Annotated in this window: 20 protein-coding genes and 1 rRNA gene; 10 read left to right on the top strand and 11 right to left on the bottom strand. The window is 69.1% G+C overall.

The annotated features are described in order from the left end of the window. Positions 1–2: 2 nt before the first annotated feature. The 6 genes from pafA to arc all read right to left on the bottom strand — a co-directional run bounded on the left by pafA (position 3) and on the right by arc (position 7,365). Positions 3–1,361 (bottom strand): Pup--protein ligase, encoded by a 1,359-nt coding sequence (gene pafA, locus O2L01_RS17855; RefSeq protein ID WP_270123357.1) that lies wholly within the window; start codon positions 1,359–1,361, stop codon positions 3–5. Positions 1,362–1,650: 289 nt separating this feature from the next. Next, positions 1,651–2,406 (bottom strand): proteasome subunit alpha, encoded by a 756-nt coding sequence (prcA, locus tag O2L01_RS17850; protein ID WP_270123356.1) that lies wholly within the window; start codon positions 2,404–2,406, stop codon positions 1,651–1,653. Between the two features lie 15 nt (positions 2,407–2,421). Beyond that, entirely contained in the window at positions 2,422–3,216 is a 795-nt protein-coding gene (prcB, locus tag O2L01_RS17845; RefSeq protein ID WP_344468898.1) for a proteasome subunit beta, read from the bottom strand. Positions 3,217–3,429: 213 nt separating this feature from the next. Further along, on the bottom strand, positions 3,430–3,645 hold the full coding sequence (locus tag O2L01_RS17840; protein ID WP_270123354.1) for a ubiquitin-like protein Pup: 216 nt from the start codon (positions 3,643–3,645) through the stop codon (positions 3,430–3,432). 108 nt (positions 3,646–3,753) lie between these two features. Next, complete coding sequence (gene dop, locus O2L01_RS17835; protein ID WP_270123353.1) at positions 3,754–5,259, bottom strand: depupylase/deamidase Dop; 1,506 nt, start codon at positions 5,257–5,259, stop codon at positions 3,754–3,756. A 324-nt stretch (positions 5,260–5,583) separates the two neighbouring features. Then, positions 5,584–7,365 carry a proteasome ATPase gene (gene arc / locus O2L01_RS17830; RefSeq protein ID WP_270123352.1) on the bottom strand — a complete coding sequence of 594 codons (1,782 nt, stop codon included), beginning with the start codon at positions 7,363–7,365 and terminating at the stop codon, positions 5,584–5,586. A 118-nt stretch (positions 7,366–7,483) separates the two neighbouring features. On the opposite strand from arc, the gene O2L01_RS17825 reads away from it, so the two are divergent. Then, positions 7,484–7,771, top strand: coding sequence for a ferredoxin (locus O2L01_RS17825; RefSeq protein ID WP_270123350.1), 288 nt, complete (start codon positions 7,484–7,486; stop codon positions 7,769–7,771). Between the two features lie 100 nt (positions 7,772–7,871). Here the strand turns inward: O2L01_RS17825 and O2L01_RS17820 are convergent, their stop codons facing one another. Both O2L01_RS17820 and O2L01_RS17815 read right to left on the bottom strand, forming a co-directional pair. After that, entirely contained in the window at positions 7,872–8,795 is a 924-nt protein-coding gene (locus O2L01_RS17820) for a tRNA (adenine-N1)-methyltransferase (RefSeq protein ID WP_270123349.1), read from the bottom strand. Between the two features lie 33 nt (positions 8,796–8,828). Beyond that, a complete protein-coding gene (locus tag O2L01_RS17815; protein ID WP_270123348.1) occupies positions 8,829–9,935 on the bottom strand; it encodes a M50 family metallopeptidase in 1,107 nt (368 codons plus the stop codon). An 85-nt stretch (positions 9,936–10,020) separates the two neighbouring features. Between O2L01_RS17815 and O2L01_RS17810 the strand changes: the two genes are divergently transcribed. The 8 genes from O2L01_RS17810 to O2L01_RS17775 all read left to right on the top strand — a co-directional run bounded on the left by O2L01_RS17810 (position 10,021) and on the right by O2L01_RS17775 (position 20,866). Continuing rightward, entirely contained in the window at positions 10,021–10,764 is a 744-nt protein-coding gene (locus O2L01_RS17810; RefSeq protein WP_270123347.1) for a class I SAM-dependent methyltransferase, read from the top strand. Positions 10,765–10,816: 52 nt separating this feature from the next. Then, positions 10,817–11,674, top strand: coding sequence for a RecB family exonuclease (locus O2L01_RS17805; RefSeq protein WP_270123345.1), 858 nt, complete (start codon positions 10,817–10,819; stop codon positions 11,672–11,674). Between the two features lie 65 nt (positions 11,675–11,739). Further along, complete coding sequence (locus tag O2L01_RS17800; protein WP_270123344.1) at positions 11,740–12,975, top strand: sensor histidine kinase; 1,236 nt, start codon at positions 11,740–11,742, stop codon at positions 12,973–12,975. Beyond that, positions 12,972–13,649 (top strand): response regulator, encoded by a 678-nt coding sequence (locus O2L01_RS17795; RefSeq protein WP_270123343.1) that lies wholly within the window; start codon positions 12,972–12,974, stop codon positions 13,647–13,649. Before O2L01_RS17800 ends, O2L01_RS17795 begins: the two co-directional genes overlap by 4 nt. A 350-nt stretch (positions 13,650–13,999) precedes the next feature. Next, the gene (locus tag O2L01_RS17790; RefSeq protein WP_344468952.1) at positions 14,000–14,710 is read left to right on the top strand and encodes an ABC transporter ATP-binding protein; all 711 of its coding nucleotides are present in this window, start codon (positions 14,000–14,002) and stop codon (positions 14,708–14,710) included. Between the two features lie 2 nt (positions 14,711–14,712). Continuing rightward, the gene (locus O2L01_RS17785; RefSeq protein WP_270123341.1) at positions 14,713–17,265 is read left to right on the top strand and encodes an ABC transporter permease; all 2,553 of its coding nucleotides are present in this window, start codon (positions 14,713–14,715) and stop codon (positions 17,263–17,265) included. 270 nt (positions 17,266–17,535) lie between these two features. Further along, on the top strand, positions 17,536–18,315 hold the full coding sequence (locus O2L01_RS17780) for an ABC transporter ATP-binding protein (RefSeq protein ID WP_344468950.1): 780 nt from the start codon (positions 17,536–17,538) through the stop codon (positions 18,313–18,315). A gap of 4 nt (positions 18,316–18,319) precedes the next feature. Continuing rightward, positions 18,320–20,866, top strand: a complete 2,547-nt coding sequence (locus O2L01_RS17775; protein WP_270123339.1) for an ABC transporter permease — start codon at positions 18,320–18,322, stop codon at positions 20,864–20,866. Positions 20,867–20,932: 66 nt separating this feature from the next. Here the strand turns inward: O2L01_RS17775 and O2L01_RS17770 are convergent, their stop codons facing one another. Both O2L01_RS17770 and O2L01_RS25715 read right to left on the bottom strand, forming a co-directional pair. After that, positions 20,933–22,381, bottom strand: a complete 1,449-nt coding sequence (locus O2L01_RS17770; protein ID WP_270123338.1) for a sugar porter family MFS transporter — start codon at positions 22,379–22,381, stop codon at positions 20,933–20,935. 96 nt (positions 22,382–22,477) lie between these two features. Continuing rightward, on the bottom strand, positions 22,478–23,023 hold the full coding sequence (locus O2L01_RS25715; RefSeq protein WP_374727617.1) for a carboxymuconolactone decarboxylase family protein: 546 nt from the start codon (positions 23,021–23,023) through the stop codon (positions 22,478–22,480). 108 nt (positions 23,024–23,131) lie between these two features. On the opposite strand from O2L01_RS25715, the gene O2L01_RS17760 reads away from it, so the two are divergent. After that, positions 23,132–23,281 carry a hypothetical protein gene (locus O2L01_RS17760; RefSeq protein WP_157974657.1) on the top strand — a complete coding sequence of 50 codons (150 nt, stop codon included), beginning with the start codon at positions 23,132–23,134 and terminating at the stop codon, positions 23,279–23,281. Positions 23,282–23,339: 58 nt separating this feature from the next. Here the strand turns inward: O2L01_RS17760 and rrf are convergent. Continuing rightward, positions 23,340–23,456 (bottom strand): 5S ribosomal RNA (gene rrf, locus O2L01_RS17755). Between the last annotated feature and the right edge of the window lie 159 nt (positions 23,457–23,615).

Raw genomic sequence — 23,615 nt, 5'->3', positions numbered from 1 at the left:
CCTCACATGCTGGCGATGAGCTTGTCGACCCGTTCGTCCCGCGACCGGAACGGGTCCTTGCACAGGACCGTGCGCTGCGCCTGGTCGTTCAGCTTCAGATGCACCCAGTCCACAGTGAAGTCGCGTCGCTTCTCCTGCGCCTTGCGGATGAACTCGCCGCGCAGCCGCGCCCGCGTGGTCTGCGGCGGCACTTCCTTCGCCTCGAAGACCTCGACGTCCCGAGTGAGCCGCTCGGCCTCGCCGCGCTTCTCCATCAGGTGGTGCAGGCCGCGCCCGCGCCGGATGTCGTGGTACGCCAGGTCGAGCTGCGCCACGCGCGGGCTCGAGAGCGCCAGGCCCCGCTTCTCGCGGTAGCGCTCGATGAGCTTGTACTTCGCGACCCAGTCGATCTCGCGCGAGACCGAGTCCAGGTTCTCGGACTCGACGGCCTGGAGCACGCGGCCCCACAGGTCGATGACCCGCTTGGTGCCGGCGTCGGCGCCGCGCTGGTCGACGAAGTCGATGGCCTTCTCGAGGTACTCGCGCTGGATGTCCAGAGCGGACGCCTCGCGGCCGCTGGCCAAGCGCACCAGGCGCTTTCCGGTCGTGTCGTGGCTGATCTCGCGGATCGCCCGGATCGGGTTCTCCAGGGTGAGGTCGCGCATCGTCACGCCGGTCTCGATCATCCGCAGCACCAGGTCGGCCGAGCCGACCTTGAGCATCGTGGTGACCTCGTTGATGTTCGAGTCGCCCACGATGACGTGCAGGCGGCGGTACCGCTCGGCGTCGGCGTGCGGCTCGTCGCGGGTGTTGATGATCGGCCGCGAGCGGGTCGTTGCGGAGGAGACGCCCTCCCAGATGTGCTCGGCGCGCTGCGACAGGCAGAAGCGCGCGCCGCGCGGGGTCTGGAGGACCTTCCCGGCCCCGCAGATGAGCTGGCGGGTGACCAGGAACGGGATGAGCACCTCGGCGAGGCGCCCGAACTCGCCGTGGCGGCTGACGAGGTAGTTCTCGTGGCAGCCGTAGGAGTTCCCGGCGGAGTCGGTGTTGTTCTTGAACAGGTAGATGTCGCCGGCGATGCCCTCGTCGTGGAGGCGCTTCTCGGCGTCGATCATGAGGCCTTCGAGGATGCGTTCACCGGCCCGGTCGTGCTTGACCAGGTCCTCGATCGAGTCGCACTCGGGGGTGGCGTACTCGGGGTGGGAGCCCACGTCGAGGTAGAGGCGGGCGCCGTTGCGGAGGAACACGTTGGAGGAGCGGCCCCAGGAGACCACCCGCCTGAAGAGGTAGCGGGCCACTTCGTCCGGAGACAGGCGGCGCTGTCCCCTGAAGGTGCAAGTGACCCCGTATTCGGTCTCCAGTCCGAAAATGCGCCTGTCCATGTCGAAACCCTACCCCGATTCGGTTGAGGAGAACACCCCTCGCGGTCGAACGGTTCCGTACCGCGACGGGCACTATGGAGATTGTTCGATTTACGGCGGTATGCACCTGGCTTGATGCGGTCCCGCCGGGACGGGCCGTCCACTTGAGAGGGACGGCGAATACTCGTAGGAGTGTCGGTCGGCGGCGGTCGGAGGCCGCCGGAATCGGCGGTCGGCCGGGCCGGTCGGGCCCGCGAGAACGCGGGTACCCGCTCGGCCCGGACTCAAGCCGTGCCCGGCGGCGGTGCCGTCAGGACTCGTCGGTCTCCGCTGCCTCGTCCGCGGCCGGTTCGGCCTCGGGCTCGGCGGCGGGGGTCGCCAGCAGCGCGTCGAGGGCCAGGCCCTCGATGCGGCGGAAGGCGCGGCCCGGGCGGGCGCGCTCCAGGACCGCGACCTCCAGGACCTCCTTGGTCAGCTCGCGGGGCGTGCCGTTGCCGCCGGAGCTGGAGAGCGCCCGCAGCGCCAGCGCGAACGCGTCCGCGAGCGGCGCCTCGAAGTCGTGGCCGTCGGCCAGGACCTCTTTGAGCTGGTCGGCGTCGCCGCCCATGGCGAGGTAGCCGGGCTCGTCGTTGATCGAGCCGTCGAAGGTGAGCCGGTAGAGCTCGTCCTCCTGGGGCCCGGCGCCGACGCCGGCGACGCAGATCTCGACCTCGAAGGGCTTGGTCTGCTCCGAGAAGATCGCACCGAGGGTCTGGGCGTAGGCCTTGGCGAGGCTGGCGGCGTTGACGTCGCGGCGGTCGTAGGAGTAGCCGCGCAGGTCGGCCATCCGGACGCCGGCGGTGCGGAGGTTCTCGAACTCGTTGTACTTGCCGACGGCGGCGAAGCCGATGCGGTCGTAGAGCTCGTAGACCTTGTGCAGGGCCGAGGAGACGTTCTCCGCGACGAGGAGGACGCCGTCGGCGCAGGAGACCACGACGACGTTACGGCCCCGGGAGATGTTCTTCCGGGCGAACTCGGCCCGGTCCCGCATGATCTGTTCGGGACTGGTGTAGAACTGCATGGCCATGTCCGGCTCCTCTCCTTATCCGTAGGGGTTCTCGGTGCGGGCCGCGATGACCGAGCGGGCGACGTCGGCCACGACGGCCTCTTCGATCCGCTTGGAGCCTTCGGCGGTGGCGGTCATGACCACGGGGTAGAGGTCGCGCGTCGGGTCGGGTCCGCCGGTGGCGGAGTCATCGTCGGCGGCGTCGTAGAGCGATTCCACGGCGATCTTGACGGCTTCCTCGGTGCCGATGTCGCGGCGGTAGCGCTTCTTCAGGGAGCTCTTGGCGAACATGGAGCCCGAGCCGATCGAGTCGAAGTCGCGTTCGGCGTAGATGCCGCCGACGACGTCGAAGCTGTAGATCTTCCCGGCCTCCTCGAGGGAGGCGGCGTCGACGTCGAACCCGGCGAACAGCGGGACGACGGCGAGGCCCTGGAGGGCGATGCCGAGGTTGCCGCGCAGCATGGTGGCGAGGCGGTTGGCCTTGCCGTTCAAGGTGAGCGGGGCGCCTTCGATCTTCTCGTAGTGCTCGAGTTCGAGCTGGTAGAGCTTGACCAGCTCGATGCCGAGGCCGGCCGTGCCCGCGATGCCGACGAGCGAGTAGCCGTCGGCCGGGAAGACCTTCTCGATGTCGCGGCTGGAGATGTAGTTGCCCATGGTCGCGCGGCGGTCGCCGGCCATGACGACGCCCTCTGCAGTGCGGAGGGCGACGATGGTGGTGGCGTGGGCGCTGACAGCGGCGAAGTCACCCGGCGGCAGGGGTCTGCGCCCCGGCAGCATTTCGGGTGCCACCTGCATGAGGAACTCCGAGAAGGAGGAGGTTCCAGCCGTCATAAACGCGTTGGGCAGTTTGCCTGGGAATTCTTGACCTGTCACGACATGACCTCCCTGATCCTCTATTCAAAAAATGCGCCGGTAGAACGCGGCTCGCCGCTTCGGCCCGGGGGCCGGAGGGCCGCCGGTGGGGCAAGGCCCCCCGCTGCGTGCCTCAGCGAAGATTCGCGCTGAAGCGTCGCATCGGGCGGCCTTGTCACCGGCAGGGGGGCGCTACTGCCCGCCCTTTTGCACGAACGAGCGAACGAATTCCTCGGAGTTGGTCTCCAGGACCTCGTCGATCTCGTCGAGCAGGTCGTCTACTTCTTCGGTGATCGCTTCGTGGCGCTCGGCGATCTCGGGGTCTACAGCGGCCTCGGTGGCCTCGGCGTCGGCGTCTTGCCGCGACCGCTGTGACTGCGACTGCCCGCCGGAGTCCTTCGCTGCCATAGCTGTTCCCTTCTTCCCTTGGTGCCTAAACCGTACCGCGAAGGTACGACACCATGCCAGATGCGACGCTGCGCCGACCTGCTTTATTCCCTCGGCGAAATCACGGCCTCAATCGGCCGTGATGATGTCGAGGAGGTCCTTGGCGGCCTCGCAGCGTTCGAACAACTCCCCGACGTGGGCTTTGGTGCCCTTTTCGGGCTCCATCATGGGCACTCGCACGAGCGAGTCCGCGCCCACGTCGAAGATGACGGAGTCCCACGAGGCGGCGACGACCTCGGAGGGGTACCGGGCGAGGCAGCGGCCGCGGAAGAACGCGCGGGTGTCGCTGGGCGGCTCAGTCATCGCGTTGATGATCTCGGTGTCGGTGAGCAGGCGCTTCATCTTGCCGCGGGCGACGAGGCGGTGGTAGAGGCCCTTCTCGGGGCGCACGTCGTGGTACTGCAGGTCGATGGCCTGGAGCTTCGCGGCGCCCCAGCCGAGGTTCTCGCGTTCGCGGTAGCGGTCGAGCAGCGAGAGCTTGGCGGGCCAGTCGAGCATGTCGGCCAATTCCATCGGGTCGCGGGCCAGCGCGTCGAGCACGTACGCCCACTGGTCGAGGACCTCGCGGGTGTCGGGGTCGGCGTCGGCGCCGCAGTAGGCCTCGGCCTGCTCCAGGATGGACTGCTGGAGTTCGATGGCGGTGAGGCGCTTGCCGTTGCGCAGTTCGATCTTGTGCTTGAGGGTGGGGTCGTGGCTGACGGCGCGGAGTTCGGCGACGGGTTCGGCGATGCCGAGGGTGCCGTCGAAGGCGCCGGACTCGATCATGGACAGGACGATGGAGGCGGTGCCGACCTTGAGGAACGTGGCGTACTCGGCGAGGTTGGCGTCGCCGATGATGACGTGGAGGCGGCGGTAGCGCTCGGCGTCGGCGTGGGGTTCGTCGCGGGTGTTGATGATCGGCCGCTTGAGCGTGGTCTCGAGTCCTACTTCGACTTCGAAGAAGTCGGCGCGCTGGGAGATCTGGAAGCGGTGCTCGGAGGCGTCCTGGCCGATGCCGATGCGCCCGGCGCCGCAGTAGATCTGGCGGGTGACCAGGAACGGCGTGAAGTGGGCGACGATGTCGGCGAAGGGGGTCTGGCGCGACATGAGGTAGTTCTCGTGCGCGCCGTAGGAGGCGCCCTTGTTGTCGGTGTTGTTCTTGTACAGGTTGATCGGACCGATGCCGGGGGTGTGGGCCGCGCGGAGGGCGGCCTCGGCCATGGTCATCTCGCCGGCCTTGTCGAACAGGACGATCTCGCGCGGGTTGGTGACCTCGGGCGTGGAGTACTCGGGGTGCGCGTGGTCGACGTAGAGGCGGGCGCCGTTGGTGAGGATGACGTTGGCGAGTCCGGAGTCCTCGTCGGCGAGGTTCTCGGCGGGGTCGTAGAGGGCCCCGGTGTACGTGAAGCCGCGCGCGTCGCGCAGGGGGGTCTCCTCCTCGTAGTCCCACCTGGCGCGGCCGCCCTTGGAGAGCTCGGGGCGCGCGGCGTAGGCGTTGACGATCTGGGAAGAGGTCACCATCGGGTTCGCGCCCGGCTGGCCCGGCACGGAGATCCCGTATTCGATCTCGGTGCCCATGATGCGGCGTACGGTCATGCTCTCGAGCCTAGTCCCTTCGGGCGCGGCGGCGCTCCCTCCGATCGGAGAGGTTTGCTTTTCCAGGCCGCCGAGTTTCGCGCCGTTGAGGTTCTGGGTCTTCATGGCGACCGGTTACCCGGTGGCGGGTGGTCTGACACGTTCGAGGGTGCGCCGATCGGCCGGCGGGGGCCGCCGGCCGATCGAATCGACGTTACTTACAGGTTGTACGTACCTTTCGGTTCGCTACAGACTGCGCCTTCGGTACCTTCTGCTTCACTACAGACTGCGCTTTCGGTGCCTTCCGCTTCGCTACACACTGTGCTTCCGGTACCTTCCGCTTCGCTACAGGTACTGGCCGGTGTTCGACACGGTGTCGATGCTGCGGCCGGAGTCGGGGCCCTTGCCGGAGACGAGCGTGCGGATGTAGACGATCCGCTCGCCCTTCTTGCCGGAGATGCGGGCCCAGTCGTCGGGGTTGGTGGTGTTCGGGAGGTCCTCGTTCTCGCGGAACTCGTCGACTGTGGAGTCGATGAGGTGGCTCAGCCGGATGCCCTTCGACTGGTGCGTCAGGAAGTCCTTGATGGCCATCTTCTTCGCCCGGGCGACGATGTTCTCGATCATCGCGCCGGAGTTGAAGTCCTTGAAGTAGAGCACTTCCTTGTCGCCGTCGGCGTAGGTGACCTCGAGGAAGCGGTTCTCGTCCACTTCGGAGTACATCCGCTCGACGACCGCCTGGATCATCGACTGCACGGTGGCGTCCCGGTCCTTGTCGTGCTCGGCGAGGTCGTCGTCGTGCAGCGGCAGGGTCGGGGTGATGTACTTCGAGAAGATGTCCTTCGCCGATTCGGCGTCGGGCCGCTCGATCTTGATCTTGACGTCCAGGCGGCCGGGCCGCAGGATCGCCGGGTCGATCATGTCCTCTCGGTTCGAGGCGCCGATGACGATGACGTTCTCCAGGCCCTCCACGCCGTCGATCTCCGACAGGAGCTGGGGGACGATGGTGTTCTCGACGTCCGAGGACACGCCCGAGCCGCGGGTGCGGAAGATCGAGTCCATCTCGTCGAAGAACACGATCACGGGCATGCCTTCGCTGGCCTTCTCGCGGGCCCGCTGGAAGACCAGGCGGATGTGCCGCTCGGTCTCGCCGACGTACTTGTTCAGCAGCTCGGGGCCCTTGATGTTGAGGAAGTAGCTCCGGCCGGAGGCCTCCTCGCCGCGCATCTCGGCGACCTTCTTGGCCAGCGAGTTCGCGACGGCCTTGGCGATGAGCGTCTTGCCGCAGCCCGGAGGGCCGTACAGCAGGATGCCCTTCGGGGCGCGCAGCTCGTGCTCGCGGAAGAGGTCGGCGTGGAGGAACGGGAGTTCCACCGCGTCCCGGATCATCTCGATCTGGCCGTCGAGGCCGCCGATGTCGTAGTAGTCGACGTCGGGGACCTCTTCGAGGACCAGTTCTTCGACCTCGCTCTTCTGGATGCGCTCGTACGCGTACCCGGCGCGCGGCTCGATCATGACCGAGTCGCCCGCGCGCAGCGGCCCGTTGATGAGCGCGTCGGAGAGCAGCACGACCCGCTCCTCGTCGGCGTGGCTGGTCACCAGCGCGCGGTCCGGAGGGCCGCCTCCGGGGACCTCGATGAGCTCCTTGAGCGTCACCACCTCGCCGATGCGCTCGTAGTCGAGCACCTCCACCACGTTCATGGCGTCATTGAGCAGGACCTCCTGGCCGCGCTCGAGCTCGTCGGGGTCGATCGACGGCGCGAGCGAGACGCGGAACTTCCTCCCGGAGGTGAAGACGTCGACGGTGCCGTCCTCACGGGCCCCCAGGAACACGCCGTAGCCGGACGGCGGTTGGGCGAGCCGGTCGATTTCCTCTTTCAGTGAGACGATCTGCTCGCGGGCCTCCTTCAAGGTGGCCACGAGCCGCTCGTTCTGCTCCGACAGGCGATCGATCTGGGATTGGGCGGCGGCGAGCCGCTCCTCCAGAATGTGCATGTGTCGGGGCGTTTCGGTGAGACGGCGTCGGGCAGCGGCCAGTTCTTCCTGGAGCTCTTCGACCTGTCCTGACAGTTCGTCGTGCTCTGAGCCCTGGCTCAGGTTCTGTCGACGGTCATCGTTGCTACGTGCCACGGGTCACACCTCCCGAGTGAGGGTTGTCCTACTCCAACCGTAGCTGGCTGGGGAGGCCAATAGTAAGACTCGACACCGACATTGCGCCAGCTTCTTCGCGGCAATTAATCTGGGGGACATGGCTGAGGAACGTGAACTCGAAGTCTCGATCGACCAGGACGCCTGCACGGGCGACGGGCTCTGCGTGCAGTACGCGCCCTCGGTCTTCGAGTTCGACATCGACGGGCTGGCCTACGTGAAGGCCCCGGACGGTGAGCTGTTGACTACGGCCGGTTCACAAGTCGACGTGCCCGAACACCTGCGTCTGGACATTGTGAACGCCGCCCACGACTGCCCCGGCGAATGCATCTACGTCCGCGACCGGGCGACGAAGACGGCCGTCGCCGGCCCCGGCGCCGACGACTAGCGAGACCGAAATCGGGCGGGTGACGCGTTCGCGTCACCCGCCCGAATCTCGTTTCGGCGCTTGGAAAGTCGTGAATCCGACTCAGAATGTGACCGGATCGTTACAAACCGGCGGCGTCGTCCTCAGTGGCCCGCAGCGCTTCGACCGCGCGCGCCTCGGCCTCGGCGGCGATCCGCTCCTTGCGCTCGCGCAGCGCCTGCTGGCCCTTGGAGGGCTTGAGCTTCCGCGCCGGCGCGATCGTGCCGGGCGCCAGTTTCCGCGCGGTGATGAGGAACGCGGTGTGCGCGATCATGCGGTGGTCGGGGCGCACCGCCAGGCCCTCGAGGTGCCAGCCGCGGATGAGCGACTCCCAGGCGGCCGGCTCGGTGAAGGTCTTGCGCTCCCGCAACGCCTCCACGAGCTCCGACATCTGCGTGGTGGTGGCGACGTAGCCGATGAAGACCCCGCCGGGCCGCAGGATGCGCTCCACAGTGTCCAGCACCTCCCAGGGGGAGAGCATGTCGAGCACGACCCGGTCGACCGGCTCGAGGTCGGCCTCGGCCACGTCCCCCACCGTCAAGGTCCAGTGCTCGGGAACCTCGCCGTAGTAGCCGCGCACGTTCTCCTCGGCGATCTTCGCGAAGTCCTCGCGCAGCTCCCAGGAGTAGACGCGCCCGGTCGGGCCGGTGGCCCGCAGCAGCCAGTTCGTCAGTGCGCCCGACCCGGCCCCGGCCTCCACGACCCGCGAACCGGGGTAGATGTCGCCGAACGTGAGGATCTGGGCGATGTCCTTGGGGTAGATGACCTGCGCGCCGCGCTTCATCGACAGGCCGTAGTCCGGCAGGAGCGGGCGCAGCGCCAGGTAGGCGGTGCCGCCCTCGGTGGTGACCGTGACGCCGTCGGGCTTGCCGATGAGGTCGTCGTGGAAGAGCCTGCCCCGGTGGGTGTGGAACGCGCCGCCCTCCGCGAGGGTGATCGTGGCCATGCGGCCCTTCGCGTCGGTCAACTGGACGCGGTCGCCCGGCCCCAGCAGGTCAGATGCCACTTCGGTACGCTCCTTAGATAGGTCCGGAGCATCTTAACGGAGGGCTTTGACCACGTCGGCGGTGTAGAGCAGGCCTGTCAGGCGGCCCTCATCGACCACGAAGAACCGCTCCGCGCCGCTCTTGCCGATCACGTCCACCAGCGCCTGGCCCTTGAGCTCGGCCTTGAGCCCCGGGACCTGCCCGACCGAGCGCAGCAGCCCGGCCAGCGGCATCGCGGCCACCTGGTCCTCCGGGACGGCGTCGGCGGCGGCGTGGTCGAGGACCCCGACGGGCTTGCCGTCGACGGCGACGATCTCTCGCCCGTTCGCGGCCGCCAGGGCTTCCCCCAGGGTCGCCGAGGCGGGCACGAGGACGATCGGGCGGGCCAGCGCCGCGGCGTCCAGGGCCTTGACGCGCGGGCCCATGCGGGCGGCGCGGATGGCGCCGGTCGCCCCGCGCCAGAGTTCGAACGCCACGAAGATGAGCAGGAGCAGCCCGAACGCGGAGAACCAGTCGGAGGCGTAGAGCCACAGGCCTCCGGCGATGGTGCCGACGGCGACGACGCGCCCGGCCCAGCCGGCGACGCGGTAGCCGGTCCAGCGGTCGCCGGTGGCGGCCCAGATGCCGGCCTGGAGGGCTTTGCCGCCGTCCAGGGGCAGTCCCGGCAGGAGGTTGTAGACGGCCACGAGGAGGTTGGCGACGCAAATCTGGAACGCGAACTGCCAGAGGAGCGAGCCGGGGGCGGTGACGAAGAGCCCGGCGAGGCCGATGCCGCCGAGGACGGCGGAGACGGCCGGGCCGGCCAGCGCGATGGCGGCGGCCGTGCCGGGCCGGGGCGCTTCGCGGTCCATCTCGGTGAAGCCGCCGAGGGCGTCGAGGTTGATCTGGCGGACGCCGATGCCGGCGCGCAGGCTCACGAGGGCGTGGCCGAGTTCGTGGAGGAACACCGAGACGAGGAGGGTGACGGCGAAGAGGGCGGCGACGATGAGCGCGGCGCCGGTGCTGAGGCCGGGGACCGAGCGCTGCACGATCGGGGCGTAGACGATCACGACCACGGCGGCCAGGAGCAGCCAGGTGTAGCCGAGGGTGACGGGGATGCCCTTGAAGCGGACGAGGGTGAATCCGGCTTTGCGGAAGGCCAGCGTGTTTGCAGTCGACATCGGCGGCAATGCTACGCGTCCGCGCACAACGGGACCCGCGGCGCGGCCTGTTGAAGTTCTAATATGACGCGCGTACGGTATGGGCATGAGCTTCGATCAGCGCATGGCGCAGTCCTTCGGTCCCGCCGCCGACCTCTACGACTCGATCCGCCCGACCTACCCGGCCGAGGCCGTGGCGTGGATGACCGACGGGCGGGCCGACGACGCCGTCGACCTCGGGGCCGGCACCGGCCTGCTCACCCGGGTGCTCGTCGCCCAGGGACACCGCGTGACGGCCGTCGAGCCGGACGAGCTCATGCGCGCCAAGCTCGTGAGCGCCACGCCCGGCGCGGTCGCGCTGGCCGGGAGCGCCGAGGCGATCCCGGTGCCGGATGCGAGCGTCGGTCTCGTGACCGGGGGCCAGTCGTTCCACTGGTTCGACCGGGACAAGGCCATGCCCGAGATCCGCCGTGTGCTGCGCGCGGACGGCGTGCTCGCGCCGATCTGGAACGTCCGTGACGAGTCGACCGGGTGGGTCGCGGCGCTGACCGAGGCCATCGGCAGCTCGCAGGGCGAGCGGGACGCGCTGGCCGCCGCGCGGCCGGGCTACTTCGGGGACCTGTTCGGCGAGGCCGAGCACCAGGTGTTCCGCCACGAGTGGCCGATCGACCGGGCCGGAGTCCTGCGGCTGGTCCAGTCGCGCTCGTACTACCTCACCTCCGACGAGGCCGGCAGGGCGCGGATCGAGGCGGTCGTGCAGGAGGTGCTCGAGTCGCACCCGGACCTGGAGGGCCGGGAGTCGTTCGCGATGCCGTACGACACGCACGTGTTCCGGGTCCGGCCGGTCTGAGCGCGAGGGGTCGGGCGGACCGGGTGTCGGTCCGCCGCTTTATGCTCGACGGATGCCGCACGCCACCCGCCCGACCCAGCTCTCCCCTTCGCGCGCCGGGGATTTCAAGCAGTGCCCGCTGCTCTACCGGTTCCGGGCGGTCGACCGCCTGCCCGAGCCGCCGTCGAAGGCGCAGGTGCAGGGCACGCTCGTGCACTCGGTGCTCGAGCGGCTGTACGAGCTGGACGCGGGCCGGCGCACCCCGCGGCAGGCGCTGGCGATGATCGAGCCGGAGTGGGCGAAGCTGCAGGCCTCGGGCGAGTACGCGGCGCTGTTCGACGGGCTCGACGACGAGTCGGACTGGCTGCGGAACGTGCGGCGCCTGGTCGAGACGTACTTCGCGATGGAGGACCCGCAGCGGCTCCAGCCGCACCGCACCGAGTGCCTGGTGACGACCACGCTCGACGACGGGACCTCGCTCAAGGGGTTCATCGACCGGGCCGACGTGAACCCGGAGGGCCTGGTGCGGCTCGTGGACTACAAGACCGGGAAGCGCCCGCCGGAGCGGTTCGCGGACAAGGCGCTGTTCCAGATGAAGTTCTACGCCCTCGTGTGGTGGCGGACGCGGGGCACGGTGCCGACCCTGCTGCGGCTCATGTACCTCGGGGACGGGCAGATGCTCGACTACTCCCCCAAGGAGCGCGAGCTGGAGGGGTTCGAGAAGACCCTGAAGGCGCTGTGGTCGGTGATGCGCGAGGCGATCGCCACGGGCGAGTTCCGGCCGCAGAAGTCGAAGCTGTGCGGCTGGTGCGCGCACCAGGCGCTGTGCCCGGAGTTCGGGGGCGAGCCGCCGGCGTACCCGCTGCCGACGGTCCTGCCGGGCCTGGCGATGCCCGTCGAGGCGCCGCTGGAGGACACGCCTCCTACCTGAGGCGTACTCGCGGATCATTCTCGCGTTCGATGAAACGGGCCGGAACGGCGGATACGGTGTAGAGCGTGCACGCCGCCTCCACTTTCACACGCCTGCAGCGCCGTCTGCGCGACCGGCCGCTCCTGGCCGACACGCTCCTGGCGGTCGTCGCCGCCGTCGGCTACCTCGGGTTCTTCTCGCTCTCTGCGGCGATCTCCCCTGAGGTGACGCTCACCTGGACCCAGGCCGGACTGATGGCCGTGCCGTTCGCCGCGATCTGCCTGCGACGCAAGTGGCTGTGGGGCGGGATCATCCTGTCGCTGGCCGTCATGAGCGCCGCGTTCCTCTTCGAACCGCTCATGGGCCTGGCCATGGACAGCGGCGTCGGCATGTTCGTCCTCACCTACACCGCAGCCGCGTACCTGCCGCTGACCCGGGCGCTGGTCGCGTCCGCCGCGATCTGGGTGCCGGTGTCGCTCTTCGTGCAGTCGGCCGCTTTCCGCGACGGCGACCACCTGACGAGCACACTCGTCACGATCCTCAACCTCGCCTTGGCGGCCACGGTGTTCTGGATCGGCTGTGTCATCCGCAACCGGCGCGAGCACGTCGTGGAGCTCTCCGACCGGGCCCGGCTCGCCGAGGAGCGCCAGGAGGCGCTGGCGGCCCAGGCCGTAGCGGACGAGCAGCGGCGCATCGCCCGCGAGCTGCACGACGTCGTGGCCCACCACATCTCCGTCATCGGTGTCATGTCCGAAGGCGCCAAGCGGGTGCTGCGGACGAATCCCGAGGCGGCCGAGGAGGCGCTCACGACGGTGAACCAGACCGCGCGCACCGCGCTGCGCGAAATGCGGGACATCCTCACCGTGCTGCGGCAGGGCCGCGACGAAGGCGGCAGCGCCGACCTCGAGCCGCAGCCTACAGTGGACTCGCTGCGGGCGCTGGTGGCGCAGACCAAGGACGCCGGCCTGCCGGTGCGCTACACCGTCCGCGGCGAGGAGTACCCGCTGCCGACGGGCGTGAGCCTGGCGGTCTACCGCATCGCCCAGGAGGCCCTGACGAACACCATCAAGCACGCCGGGCCGCAGGCCAGGGCCGGCATCGTGGTCGACTACGGCGAGGCCGAGTTCCGCATCGCCGTGGGCGACTCGGGCCACGGCGCCCCCGTCGTCTCGGGGTTCTCCGGCGGCCACGGCCTCATCGGCATGCGCGAGCGCGCCACCCTGTACGGCGGCACCCTCGAAGCCGGGCCCCGGCCCGGCGGCGGCTACCTCGTCGAGGCCCGCTTCCCCAAGAACGCCCACCTCCAGGGAGTCACACGTTGAACGACCGGCCGATCCGCCTCCTCCTCGCCGACGACCAGCAGCTCCTGCGCGCGGGCTTCAAGATGGTCCTCGGCGCCGAGACCGACATCGACATCGTCGGCGAGGCCGGCGACGGCGTCGAGGCCTTCGACCTCACACGGCGGCTCGTCCCCGACGTCGTGCTCATGGACATCCGCATGCCCCGCCGCGACGGCGTGGCCGCCACGGCGGACATCGTGCAGGCCAACCTGCCCACCCGCGTCCTCGTGCTCACCACCTTCGACCTCGACGAGTACGTCGTCGGGGCGCTGCGGGCCGGCGCCGCCGGATTCCTCACCAAGGACGCGCCCGCCGCCGACCTGGTCGAGGCCATCCGCACCGTCCACAGGGGCGGCGCGGTCGTCGCGCCGCACATCCTCTCGACCCTCTTGGGGCGCTTCGCCGAGCACCGCGGCAGCGACGGCGACGCCGCCCCGGCGATCGTCGACGGCCTGACCGCCCGCGAGCGGGAAGTCCTGCTGCTCTTGGCGAAAGGCCTCACGAACGCCGAGATCGCCGAGACCCTCACCGTCGGCGAGACCACCGTCAAGACCCACGTCGGCCACCTGCTCACCAAGCTCGGCGTCCGCGACCGCGTCCAGGCCGTCGTCCTCGCCTACGAGAGCGGCCTGGTCAAGCCCGGCAGCACCGGCTGACACCGGCGACGGCGTCGTACCCCGGTACCGCCGCCTCCGCCTCTCGACGTAGACGAAGACCCTCCGTGAAGCGGATGCGCGCACGTCCGGAGTCCAATATCGTCGGAACATGACCGCGAGCCACACGACGCCGAATGACATCATGTATGATGTCACAATCAGCCGAGTCGACGTCATGCGCTCACCTCGCGTCTGACGCAACGACTTCGCGAGCGGCGTCTCGCGAACCAGGAAACCACCGAATCCCTCGGCACACCGACACCTTCATCGAAAGCGAGAGCGTCGTGTCCACCGCATCCCCCGTCAGGACCACCGCCGTATCGGCCGAAGGCCTCTGGAAGGCCTACGGCATGGGCGAAGCCCAGGTCGTCGCGCTCCGCGACGTCTCGGTCGAGTTCGCCTCCGGCGCGTTCACCGCCATCATGGGCCCCTCCGGGTCCGGCAAGTCCACCCTCATGCACTGCCTCGCCGGCCTCGACACCACCGACCGCGGCACCGTCCACATCGGCGACACCGCCGTCACCGGCCTCGGCGACAAGGCCCTCACCAAACTCCGCCGCGACAAGATCGGCTTCATCTTCCAGCAGTTCAACCTGCTGCCGACCCTCACGGCCGAAGAGAACATCACGCTGCCCGCGGCCATCGCCGGCGCCAAGGCCGACCCCGCCTGGATCAACCAGATCATCAAGACCCTCGACCTCGCCGACCGCCTGTCGCACAAGCCGACCGAGCTCTCCGGCGGCCAGCAGCAGCGCGTCGCCTGCGCCCGCGCCCTCGCCTCGCGCCCCGAAGTGGTCTTCGCGGACGAGCCCACCGGCAACCTCGACACCCGCTCGGGCGCCGAGGTGCTCCGCTTCCTGCGCACCAGTGTGGACGACTTCGGGCAGACCATCGTCATGGTCACCCACGACCCGTCCGCCGCCGCGTACGCCGACCGCGTGGTCTTCCTCGCGGACGGCCAGATCGTCGAGGACATGGCCGAGCCGACCGCGGACAAGGTCATCGACAAGATGAAGCACTTCGAAGAGCTCGTCGCCGCGGCCCAAGGGGAGCACGCCTAGCCATGCTGCGCGCCACCCTCAAGGGCATGGCGAGCCGCAAAGCCCGCCTCGTCCTCACCAGCCTCGCCGTCGTCCTCGGCACGATGTTCGTCGCCGCCGCGATGGTCCTCACCGCCACCATGGAGAAATCCGTCTCCGGTGTCATCGCCGACGCCTACACCGGCGTCGACGCCGTCGTCACCCGCGACACCGACGGCGGCGGCATGGGCGGGCCCGGCAACCCCGCCGCCATGGCGATCCCCGCCGCCACCCTCGAGCAGATCCGCGCCACCGACGGCGTCGACCGCGCCGACGGCGCCATCGAAGGCCAGGTCAAGGCCCTCGGCGAGAACGGCAAGCTCGTCGGCACCTTCGCGCCCACCATCGGCCTCAACTGGGCCTCCGGCGAAGGCCAGGGCGACTACATCGAACTGCGCGAGGGCCGCGGGCCCGAAGCGGACGGCGAGGTCGCCGTCTCCGCCAAGTTCGCCGCCGACTCCGGCTTCACCGTCGGCGATACCGTCACCGTCTACTCCGACACCGTCGACCTCGAAAGCGCTGTGGCGTACGAGATCGTGGGCGTCTACGGCCTCTCCGGCGACCGCGACTCGCTCGCCGGCGAGACCCAGGTCGCCTTCAGCACCGGAGACGCCCAGCGCCTCCTCACCGGGGGCGAGGACGTCTACACCTCGGTGTACGTCTACGGCGACGCCGTCGACACCGACGCCATCGCCGCGGCCGTCGGGAACGACTTCAAGGTCCAGACCGGCGAGGAGGCCAGCGAGGCCGCCGCGCAGGGCTTCGCCGTCGTCTCCGACTTCATGGGCTACATCTTCCTCGGTTTCGGCCTCGTCGCCGTGTTCGTGTCGATCTTCCTGATCATCAACACGTTCACCATCATCGTCGCCCAGCGCCAGCGCGAACTCGCGCTGCTGCGCGCCATCGGCGCCGGGCGCGGCCAAGTCGTGCGCTCGGTCCTCGCCGAAGCCCTCATCATCGGCACCGGCGCCTCGATCATCGGCCTCGGCCTCGGCCTGCTCCTCGGCTGGGGGCTGTCCGAAGTAGTCAGCGCGACCATGATGGGCGGCCTGCCCGTCCAGCTGCTCATCCCCGCGACCACGCTCTGGGCGCTGGCCGTCGGCATCGGCGTCACGGTCCTGTCCGCGCTGCTCCCGGCCGTCAAGGCCTCCAGCGTCCCGCCGGTCGCGGCGATGCGCGAAGCCGTCAACCCGCCGAAGCCCCTGCGCGGCATCACCATCGCCGGGGCGATCGTCTTCCTGGCCGGGGCGGTGCTGCTCGCGTTCGGGCTCACGGACAACCTCGGCGGCGAAGAGCTCACCGGCATCCTCGTCGGCGTCGGCATCGCATTCGTGGGCGTCACCATGCTCACGCCGATCCTGTCGCGCCCGCTCGTGGCGCTGCTCGGCGCGGTCATGTCGTGGTCGTTCTCCGGGCGGCTCGGCAAGCTCAACGCCGGCCGCAACCCGCGGCGCACCGCGATCACCGCCTCGGCGCTCATGATCGCCGTCGCGCTCATCACCGGCATCGCCACGCTCGTCTCCAGCATCAAGTCGACGACCTCCGAAGCGCTCGACTTGAACCTCAACTCGGACCTCATCGTCTCCGGCGCCCAAGGCGGGGCGAGCATCCCGTCGTTCTCGCCCGAGCGCGTCAACGAGATCCGGGCCCTGCCCGACGTCGACGAGGTCGGCGACGTGTACGCGGACTTCTTCAACACCAAGGTGAACGGCGAAGAGGCCGCGCTCTCGTCCAGTTCGGACCTGCAGGCCGCACTCGCGGTCTTCGGCGGCACCGTCGCCGAAGGCTCGGTCGCGGACCTCGCACCCGACGCGGTCGTGGTCGACGAGGGCACCGCGAAGGACCGCGGCGTCGACGTCGGCGACACCGTCGAAGTGACCTTCTCCGACGGCACCGCCGAACAGTTGACGATCGCGGCGATCCTCGAGGGCTACGACCTCACCAACGGCTGGTGGGTCGCGCCCGACCAGGTTCAGCACTTCATGGTGCAGAAGCCGATGCAGGCGTACATCCAGGTCGCCGAGGGCGCCGACGTCGCCGCCGTGCAGGACGAGGTCGACGAGATCCTCAAGGACGAACCGGAAGTGGGCGTCACCAACAACGCCGAGTTCGTCGAGCAGCAGACCGGCGGCCTCGACACGATCCTCGCGGCCGTGCAGATCCTGCTCGCCCTCGCGATGATCATCGCCGTCATCGGCGTGGTGAACACACTGGTCCTCTCGGTCCTCGAACGCACCCGGGAGCTCGGGCTCCTGCGCGCGGTCGGCATGACCCGCGGGCAGGTGCGGCGCATGATCACCGTCGAGAGCGTCATCATCTGCGTGTTCGGCGCAGTCCTCGGCATCGCGGTCGGCATCGGCCTGGGCTGGACCGTGCAGCAGGCGCTCGAAGAAGAGGGCCTCCATAACTTCGCCCTCCCGTGGGGCCTGATCGCCACCTACCTGGTCGCGGCCGTGGTCGTTGGCCTGCTCGCGGCGATCGCCCCGGCGGCGCGCGCCGCGAAGCTCAACGTGCTGGGCGCCATCGCCTACGAATAGCATTCCTCCGGAAACCAGGTGAGGGGCGGTGTTGTCAGGCGCCGCCCCTCCCGTCTGCCCGCGGACGGCCGGTCGGCCGAGGCGAGCAGCCGAAGGGGCTCCGTCTTTCGGCCGACCCGGCGGGCGGCGCTCCGCCTCGGGGAGGACGGAACTCCGTCCCGCGGGCCGAAGCGCCCGGGTGTCCGTCTCAATAGCCTTGTGGCAACAGGAAAGACACCCGATCAGAAAGGCGCTTCCGTGCCACTCAGCACTCCCCCCGCCCCGCAGAGCCTGCAGCACGCGCCCGGCCCGCAGCACCGCCGCCCCGCCGTCACCGCCACCGGCCTGTGGCGCGCGTACGGCTCGGGAGAGGCCCAGGTCGTCGCGTTGCGAGACGTGTCCGTGGCGTTCGCCGCCGGCCGGTTCACCGCCATCATGGGCCCTTCGGGTTCGGGCAAGTCGACCCTCATGCACTGCCTCGCCGGGCTCGACACCACCGACCGCGGCACCGTCGACATCGGCGGCACGATCATCACCGGCATGGGCGACAAGGCCCTCACGAAGCTGCGCCGCGACAAGATCGGCTTCATCTTCCAGCAGTTCAACCTGCTGCCGACCCTCACGGCCGAGGAGAACATCCTCCTCCCGGCCTCCATCGCCGGCGCGAAGGCCGACCCCGCGTGGATCAGCCAGATCATCCGCACCCTCGACCTCCAGGAGCGCTTGACGCACAAGCCGACCGAGCTCTCCGGCGGCCAGCAGCAGCGCGTCGCCTGCGCCCGCGCCCTCGCCACCCGGCCCGAGGTCATCTTCGCGGACGAGCCCACCGGCAACCTCGACACCCGCTCCAGCGGCGAGGTCCTGCGGTTCCTGCGCAAGTCCGTCGACGACTTCGGGCAGACGATCGTCATGGTCACCCACGACCCGTCCGCCGCCGCCTACGCCGACCGCGTCGTGTTCCTCGCGGACGGCCAGATCGTGCGCGACCTCGACCGGCCCACCGCCGACGCCGTCATCGACACGATGCGCGGCTTCGAGAACCGCGTCCCCCTCGCCGGAGAGGCCGCCTGACCCCATGCTCCGCGCCGCACTCAAAGGCATGGCGGCCCGCAAGGCCCGCCTCGCCCTGACCAGCATCGCCATCATCCTCGGATCGGCGTTCATCGCCGCCGCGCTGGTCCTCACCGCCTCCATCCAAGCCACTGTGGACGACCTGAACGCCGAGGCCTACGCGGGTGCCGACGCCCTCGTGCAGCCGGCCGACGCCGAGTCGAGGAGCGAGGACCTCGTCCAGCAGGGCATCCCCGCCGAGGCGCTCGCCGCCGTCGAATCCACTGCGGGCGTCGACCACGTCGCCGCCACCGTCTCCTGGGCGATCAGCGCCATCGGCGACAACGGCAAGGTCGTCGGCGGCCTCGCCCCCACCACGGCCGTCAACTGGGGCGACGAGGCCCGCGAACGGGAACTGCGTGAAGGCCGCGCCCCGGAGACCGACGGCGAGGTCGCCGTCTCCGCCAAGTTCGCCGCCGACTCCGGCCTCGGCCTGGGCGAGACGGTCACCGCCTACTCGCAGACCACCGACCAGACCGAGTACGCGATCGTCGGCGTCTACGGCTACGCCGGCGGCCGCGACTCCATCAGCGGCGGCACCGAGATCGCCTTCACCACCGCAGAAGCCCAGCGCCTCGTCTTCGACGGCGAGGACGCCTACTCCGTCCTCGCCGTGTACGCCGCCGACGGCACCGGCGCCGACGACCTCGTCGCCGCGCTCGAACCCGTCATCGGGGCCGAATCGCAGGTCACGTCCTGGGAGGACTACAACGCCGAGGCGAGCGCCCAGACCGCGAAGCTGACGAAGACGATCGGCAACTTCCTGCTCGGCTTCGGACTCGTCGCCGTGTTCGTCTCGGTCTTCCTCATCGCCAACACGTTCTCGATCGTGATCGCCGGGCGCCTCAAGGAGATCGCGATGATGCGCGCCATCGGCGCGGGCCGCGGCCAGGTCGTCCGCTCGATCCTCGCCGAAGCGCTCCTGCTCGGCACGATCGCCGCGGCCGTCGGCGCAGCGGTCGGCGTCGCGGGCGGCGCCGGGCTCACCGCCGCCATCGCCAACTCGTTCTTCGACGCGGCCCAGGTCAGTGTGGCCGTGCCGCCCACCGCGATCCTGGCCGCGCTGGCGGTCGGCATCGGCGTCACCGTGCTCGCGGCGCTCGTCCCCGCCGTGCGGGCCTCCAGGGTCCCGCCCGTCGAGGCGATGCGCGCCGCCGCCAAGACCGACCGGCCGATCACGCTCCTCACCGTCAGCGGCGCGATCATCGCCCTCGCCGGCGGCGGCGCGATGGCCTTGGGCCTCACCGGGAACCTCGGCGGCGACACGGCCGACCTCACCGGCACCGCCGTCGGCGCCGGCCTGGTCTTCGTCGGCGTCACCATGCTCACGGCCTGGCTCTCCAAGCCGCTCGTGGGCGCGCTCGGCCTGATCTGGTCGTGGAACTTCGCCGGGAAGCTCGGCCGCCGCAACGCCGGCCGCAACCCGCGCCGCACCGCCGTCACCGCCTCCGCGCTCATGATCGGCGTGACGCTGGTTACCGCCACCGCGACGCTGCTCACCAGCGTCAAGGCCAGCATCGAGGACTACTTCGGCGAGGCGGTCAAGGCCGAGCTGTTCGTCACCGGCCCAGCCGTCTCCGAGGTCCCCGCCTCATTCGACCCCGCCGTCATGGACGACATCCGCGCCATCGACGACGTGGACGCCGCGGTCGAGGTCTACTACGACATCGCCGACATCGACGGCACCGACCAGTACGTCAACACCACCACCGACTTCGGCGGGATCGTCGACCTCTTCGGCGGCACTCTCGCCGAGGGCGACTCCGACGAGCTCGCCGACGACGAGATCGCCGTCAACCAGTCGGCCGCCGACGAGCTCGGCGTCGGCATGGGCGACATCGTGACCGCGACCTTCAGCCGCGGCACCGAGGCGCACGAGTTCACGGTCGCCGCGATCCTCGTCGACAACGAGAACACCGACGGCTGGTACGTCGCCCCGGCCTACGTCGAGGAGTTCTACACGACCAAGCCGATGATGGCCCTGGTCGACGTGGCCGACGGCGCCGACATCGACGCCGTCACCGCGGCCGTCGACGACGCGCTCGCCGACGAGCCCGAGGTCAGCGCCCAGAACCATGAGGAGTTCGTCGGCGAGGTCACGGTGTTCTTCGACTTCGCGATCATCGCGATCCAACTGCTCCTGGGCCTGGCCATGATCGTCGCCGTCATCGGCGTCATCAACACGCTGATCCTGTCGGTCCTCGAACGCACCCGCGAGCTGGGGATGCTCAGGGCGATCGGCATGACCCGCGGCCAGACCGTCCGCATGGTCATCGTCGAGAGCGTCACCATCGCCCTCTTCGGCGCGGTCCTGGGCGTCGCCGTGGGCCTCGGCCTCGGCTGGGCCCTCCAGAACGCGCTGGCCGACTCCGGTGTGGACGTCTTCGCCGTCCCGACCACGCTCATCGCCGGGTACCTGGCCGCGGCCGTCCTCGTCGGACTCCTCGCGGCCATCGCCCCCGCGGCACGGGCCGCGAAGACGAACATCCTGGGCGCCATCGCCTACGAATAGCCTTCCGCCACAAGGAAACCAGTGAGGGCCGCCCCCGATCGGGGGCGGCCCTCATGTCGTCTGCGATCAGTCGGCCGCCCTGATGGTGCCGCCTTCGAGCTTCTCCATGTCCTCGAGCTCGACGCCCTTGGTCTCCTTGATCATCTTGCCCACGAAGAAGAACGAGATGAGCGCGAAGGCCGCGTACAGGCCGTACGCCAGGAACAGGCCGGTCTGCGCGAGCTCCGGGAACGTGACGGTGATGAGCCAGTTGCTGATCCACTGCGCGGCGGCGGCCACGCCGAGCGCCGAGGCGCGGATCCGGTTGGGGAACATCTCCCCCAGCAGCACCCACACGACCGGGCCCCACGTGAACGCGAATCCGAACACGAACACGTTCGCGGCGAGCAGCGCCGTGATGCCCTGCGCATCACCGAGGATCGGGTTGTTGCTCGAGTCGACGTCGGCCGTCGCGAAGATGACCGCCATCGTGCCGAGCGCGATGAACATGAGCATCGAGCCCCACATGAGGAGCTTCTTGCGGCCCACCCGGTCCACCAGGTAGATCGCGAGGATCGTACCGGCGATGTTCACGATCGAGTTGATGACGCTCGTCAGGAACGCGTCGTTCTCGCTGAACCCGACCGACTGCCACAGCGACGTCGAGTAGTAGAAGATGACGTTGATGCCCACGAACTGCTGGAACATCGACAGGAAGATACCGACCCACACGATCGGCAGCAGGCCCAGGCGCGGGCCGCGCACATCCGAGATCCGCGGCGGCCGGTCGCTGTGCAGCGATTCCTGGATCTCCACGATCTTCTGGTCCACGTCCCCGCCGACGTACTTGATGAGGATGGCCTTGGCCCTCGCCACCTCATGCTTCGCCACGAGATACCGCGGCGATTCGGGGATCTGCAGCGAGCACATGAAGTACACGAACGCCGGCACCGCGGCGGCCGCGAACATCCACCGCCACGCCGTACCGCCCCACGGCACCTCACCGCTCGCGCCCCCGGCCGCGTTCTGGATCGCGTAGTTCACCAGCAGCGCCGAGAAGATGCCGAGCACGATCGCGAACTGCTGCAGCGAACCGAGCCGCCCGCGCAGATGCGCCGGCGCGATCTCCGCGATGTACGCGGGGGCGATGACGCTCGCCGCGCCGATCGCCAGACCGCCGCACACGCGCCAAATCGTCAAGTCCACCGGACCCGTCGACAAGGCACTGCCCAGCGAGGTGATGAAGAAGACGACCGCGGCGATCATCATGACCCGCGGGCGCCCGAGCTTGTTCGCCAACGAACCCGCGAACCACGCGCCGACGGCACAACCGAGCAGCGCCGAAGAAACGACCACGCCGGTCTCGACCGAGCCGATCTCCCACTGGACCTCGAGCGCGCCGGTGGTCCCGTTGATCACGGCCGTGTCGTACCCGAACAGGAACCCGCCGAGTGCGGCGGCGATCGAGACGAACACCGCCGAGGCCGTCCCCACATGGGTCTCGCCCCGCTTCAGACCGTCATTGTCCGTGGCCATCGCTCACTCCCGCTGCCGACTCGAATCGGTACCACACGTGCCGAAATCCTAAGCCGCATGGACCCCGTAGGTCACCAATTGCGGCAATCAGTCGAGCTACCCCGCAAGAGCGGAAATCAACCGGAAAGCCCCGCATCGATTCGCACATCGAGCGCCCGCAGCATCCGTGCCAACGCAATGTACGTCGCCCCGGTGACCGTCAATTCGGTCTGCTCCACCGGACTGAAGCACGCCTCGAGCGCCGCATCGTCCCGAGCCGCGCCGGCCCCCAGATGCTCGGCGTACCCGAGCACCGCCCGCTGCCGGCGCACTGAAGCAGTCGGCCTCACGCCACCGTTCAAGCGCGGCCAGCTGCTCATCGTCCAGCCCGGCGTCGGCGGCCATCGGAAGATGATGCGCCAGCTCATAGGTCGAATTCTCGAGCTGCGCGATCCGGCAGATCATCAGCTCCCGCAGGCTCCGCGGCGCCTCGGCGTCGAAACGCAGCGCATGAATGAGGTCGAGCAGCGGCGCCAGCAACGCCGGCGCGTGCGCGAGTGCCCGATGCAGGTTGATCGGATCCCGCCCTACGCTCGCCAATCGCCGCGAGGCCGAAGGCGGCAGCGGTGTGCCGGGAAGACGCGAAACCGAATCCCTGTCCACTACTGTGACCTATCTAACTTGTGACGCCCACTACGTCTCATCCAACGATGTGGGACAATACCTGAAGGGCACTTGCCCAGCCGACGAGCCTGCAACGGAGGAGGCCACGTGAGCACATTTTTCAGCGTCGTAGGAGCGATCGGGATCGCGATCGCACTGGTGACCGTCTCGCTACTGACATTCCTGGTGACGGGGGCGATCTTCGGAATTGGGGTCGGTGTGGCGAAAGTGAGAGACGCGCTCTCGACTTCTTCCTGAATCAGCGCATACGAAAAAAGGCCCCCACCGTGAGGTGGGGGCCTTTCTATAAGTAAATGTTTGGCGGTGTCCTGCTCTCCCACACCCTCTCGAGTGCAGTACCATCGGCGCTGGAAGCCGTAACGACCGGGTTCGGAATGGGACCGGGTGTGTCACTTCCGCTCTCACCACCAAACAAACCATTGAAACCAACAGTCCGTTCAGCGATCAAGCCAGGCCACGAGACGTGTCTCGTGGTTAGGCGATCGAGCCAACAGTGTTGTCTCAGAATCGCATAGCGTGCGTGAATGCCTCGTTCTATCAAGACCGAATGTTATGTTAAGTTCTCGGCGGT

The sequence above is a fragment of the Glycomyces lechevalierae genome (assembly GCF_027622945.1).
Taxonomy (GTDB): domain Bacteria; phylum Actinomycetota; class Actinomycetes; order Mycobacteriales; family Micromonosporaceae; genus Glycomyces; species Glycomyces rutgersensis.
The sequence above is the reverse complement of the archived record's forward strand: the minus strand, read 5'-3'. Positions and strand labels throughout refer to the sequence as shown.

Coding starts and splice junctions, on each gene's coding strand:
- pafA (WP_270123357.1), bottom strand. CDS start 1,361: ATGGACAGGCGCATTTTCGGACTGGAGACCGAATACGGGGTCACTTGC.
- prcA (WP_270123356.1), bottom strand. CDS start 2,406: ATGGCCATGCAGTTCTACACCAGTCCCGAACAGATCATGCGGGACCGG.
- prcB (WP_344468898.1), bottom strand. CDS start 3,216: ATGACGGCTGGAACCTCCTCCTTCTCGGAGTTCCTCATGCAGGTGGCA.
- O2L01_RS17840 (WP_270123354.1), bottom strand. CDS start 3,645: ATGGCAGCGAAGGACTCCGGCGGGCAGTCGCAGTCACAGCGGTCGCGG.
- dop (WP_270123353.1), bottom strand. CDS start 5,259: ATGACCGTACGCCGCATCATGGGCACCGAGATCGAATACGGGATCTCC.
- O2L01_RS17825 (WP_270123350.1), top strand. CDS start 7,484: ATGGCTGAGGAACGTGAACTCGAAGTCTCGATCGACCAGGACGCCTGC.
- O2L01_RS17815 (WP_270123348.1), bottom strand. CDS start 9,935: ATGTCGACTGCAAACACGCTGGCCTTCCGCAAAGCCGGATTCACCCTC.
- O2L01_RS17810 (WP_270123347.1), top strand. CDS start 10,021: ATGAGCTTCGATCAGCGCATGGCGCAGTCCTTCGGTCCCGCCGCCGAC.
- O2L01_RS17805 (WP_270123345.1), top strand. CDS start 10,817: ATGCCGCACGCCACCCGCCCGACCCAGCTCTCCCCTTCGCGCGCCGGG.
- O2L01_RS17790 (WP_344468952.1), top strand. CDS start 14,000: ATGGGCGAAGCCCAGGTCGTCGCGCTCCGCGACGTCTCGGTCGAGTTC.
- O2L01_RS17785 (WP_270123341.1), top strand. CDS start 14,713: ATGCTGCGCGCCACCCTCAAGGGCATGGCGAGCCGCAAAGCCCGCCTC.
- O2L01_RS17775 (WP_270123339.1), top strand. CDS start 18,320: ATGCTCCGCGCCGCACTCAAAGGCATGGCGGCCCGCAAGGCCCGCCTC.
- O2L01_RS17770 (WP_270123338.1), bottom strand. CDS start 22,381: ATGGCCACGGACAATGACGGTCTGAAGCGGGGCGAGACCCATGTGGGG.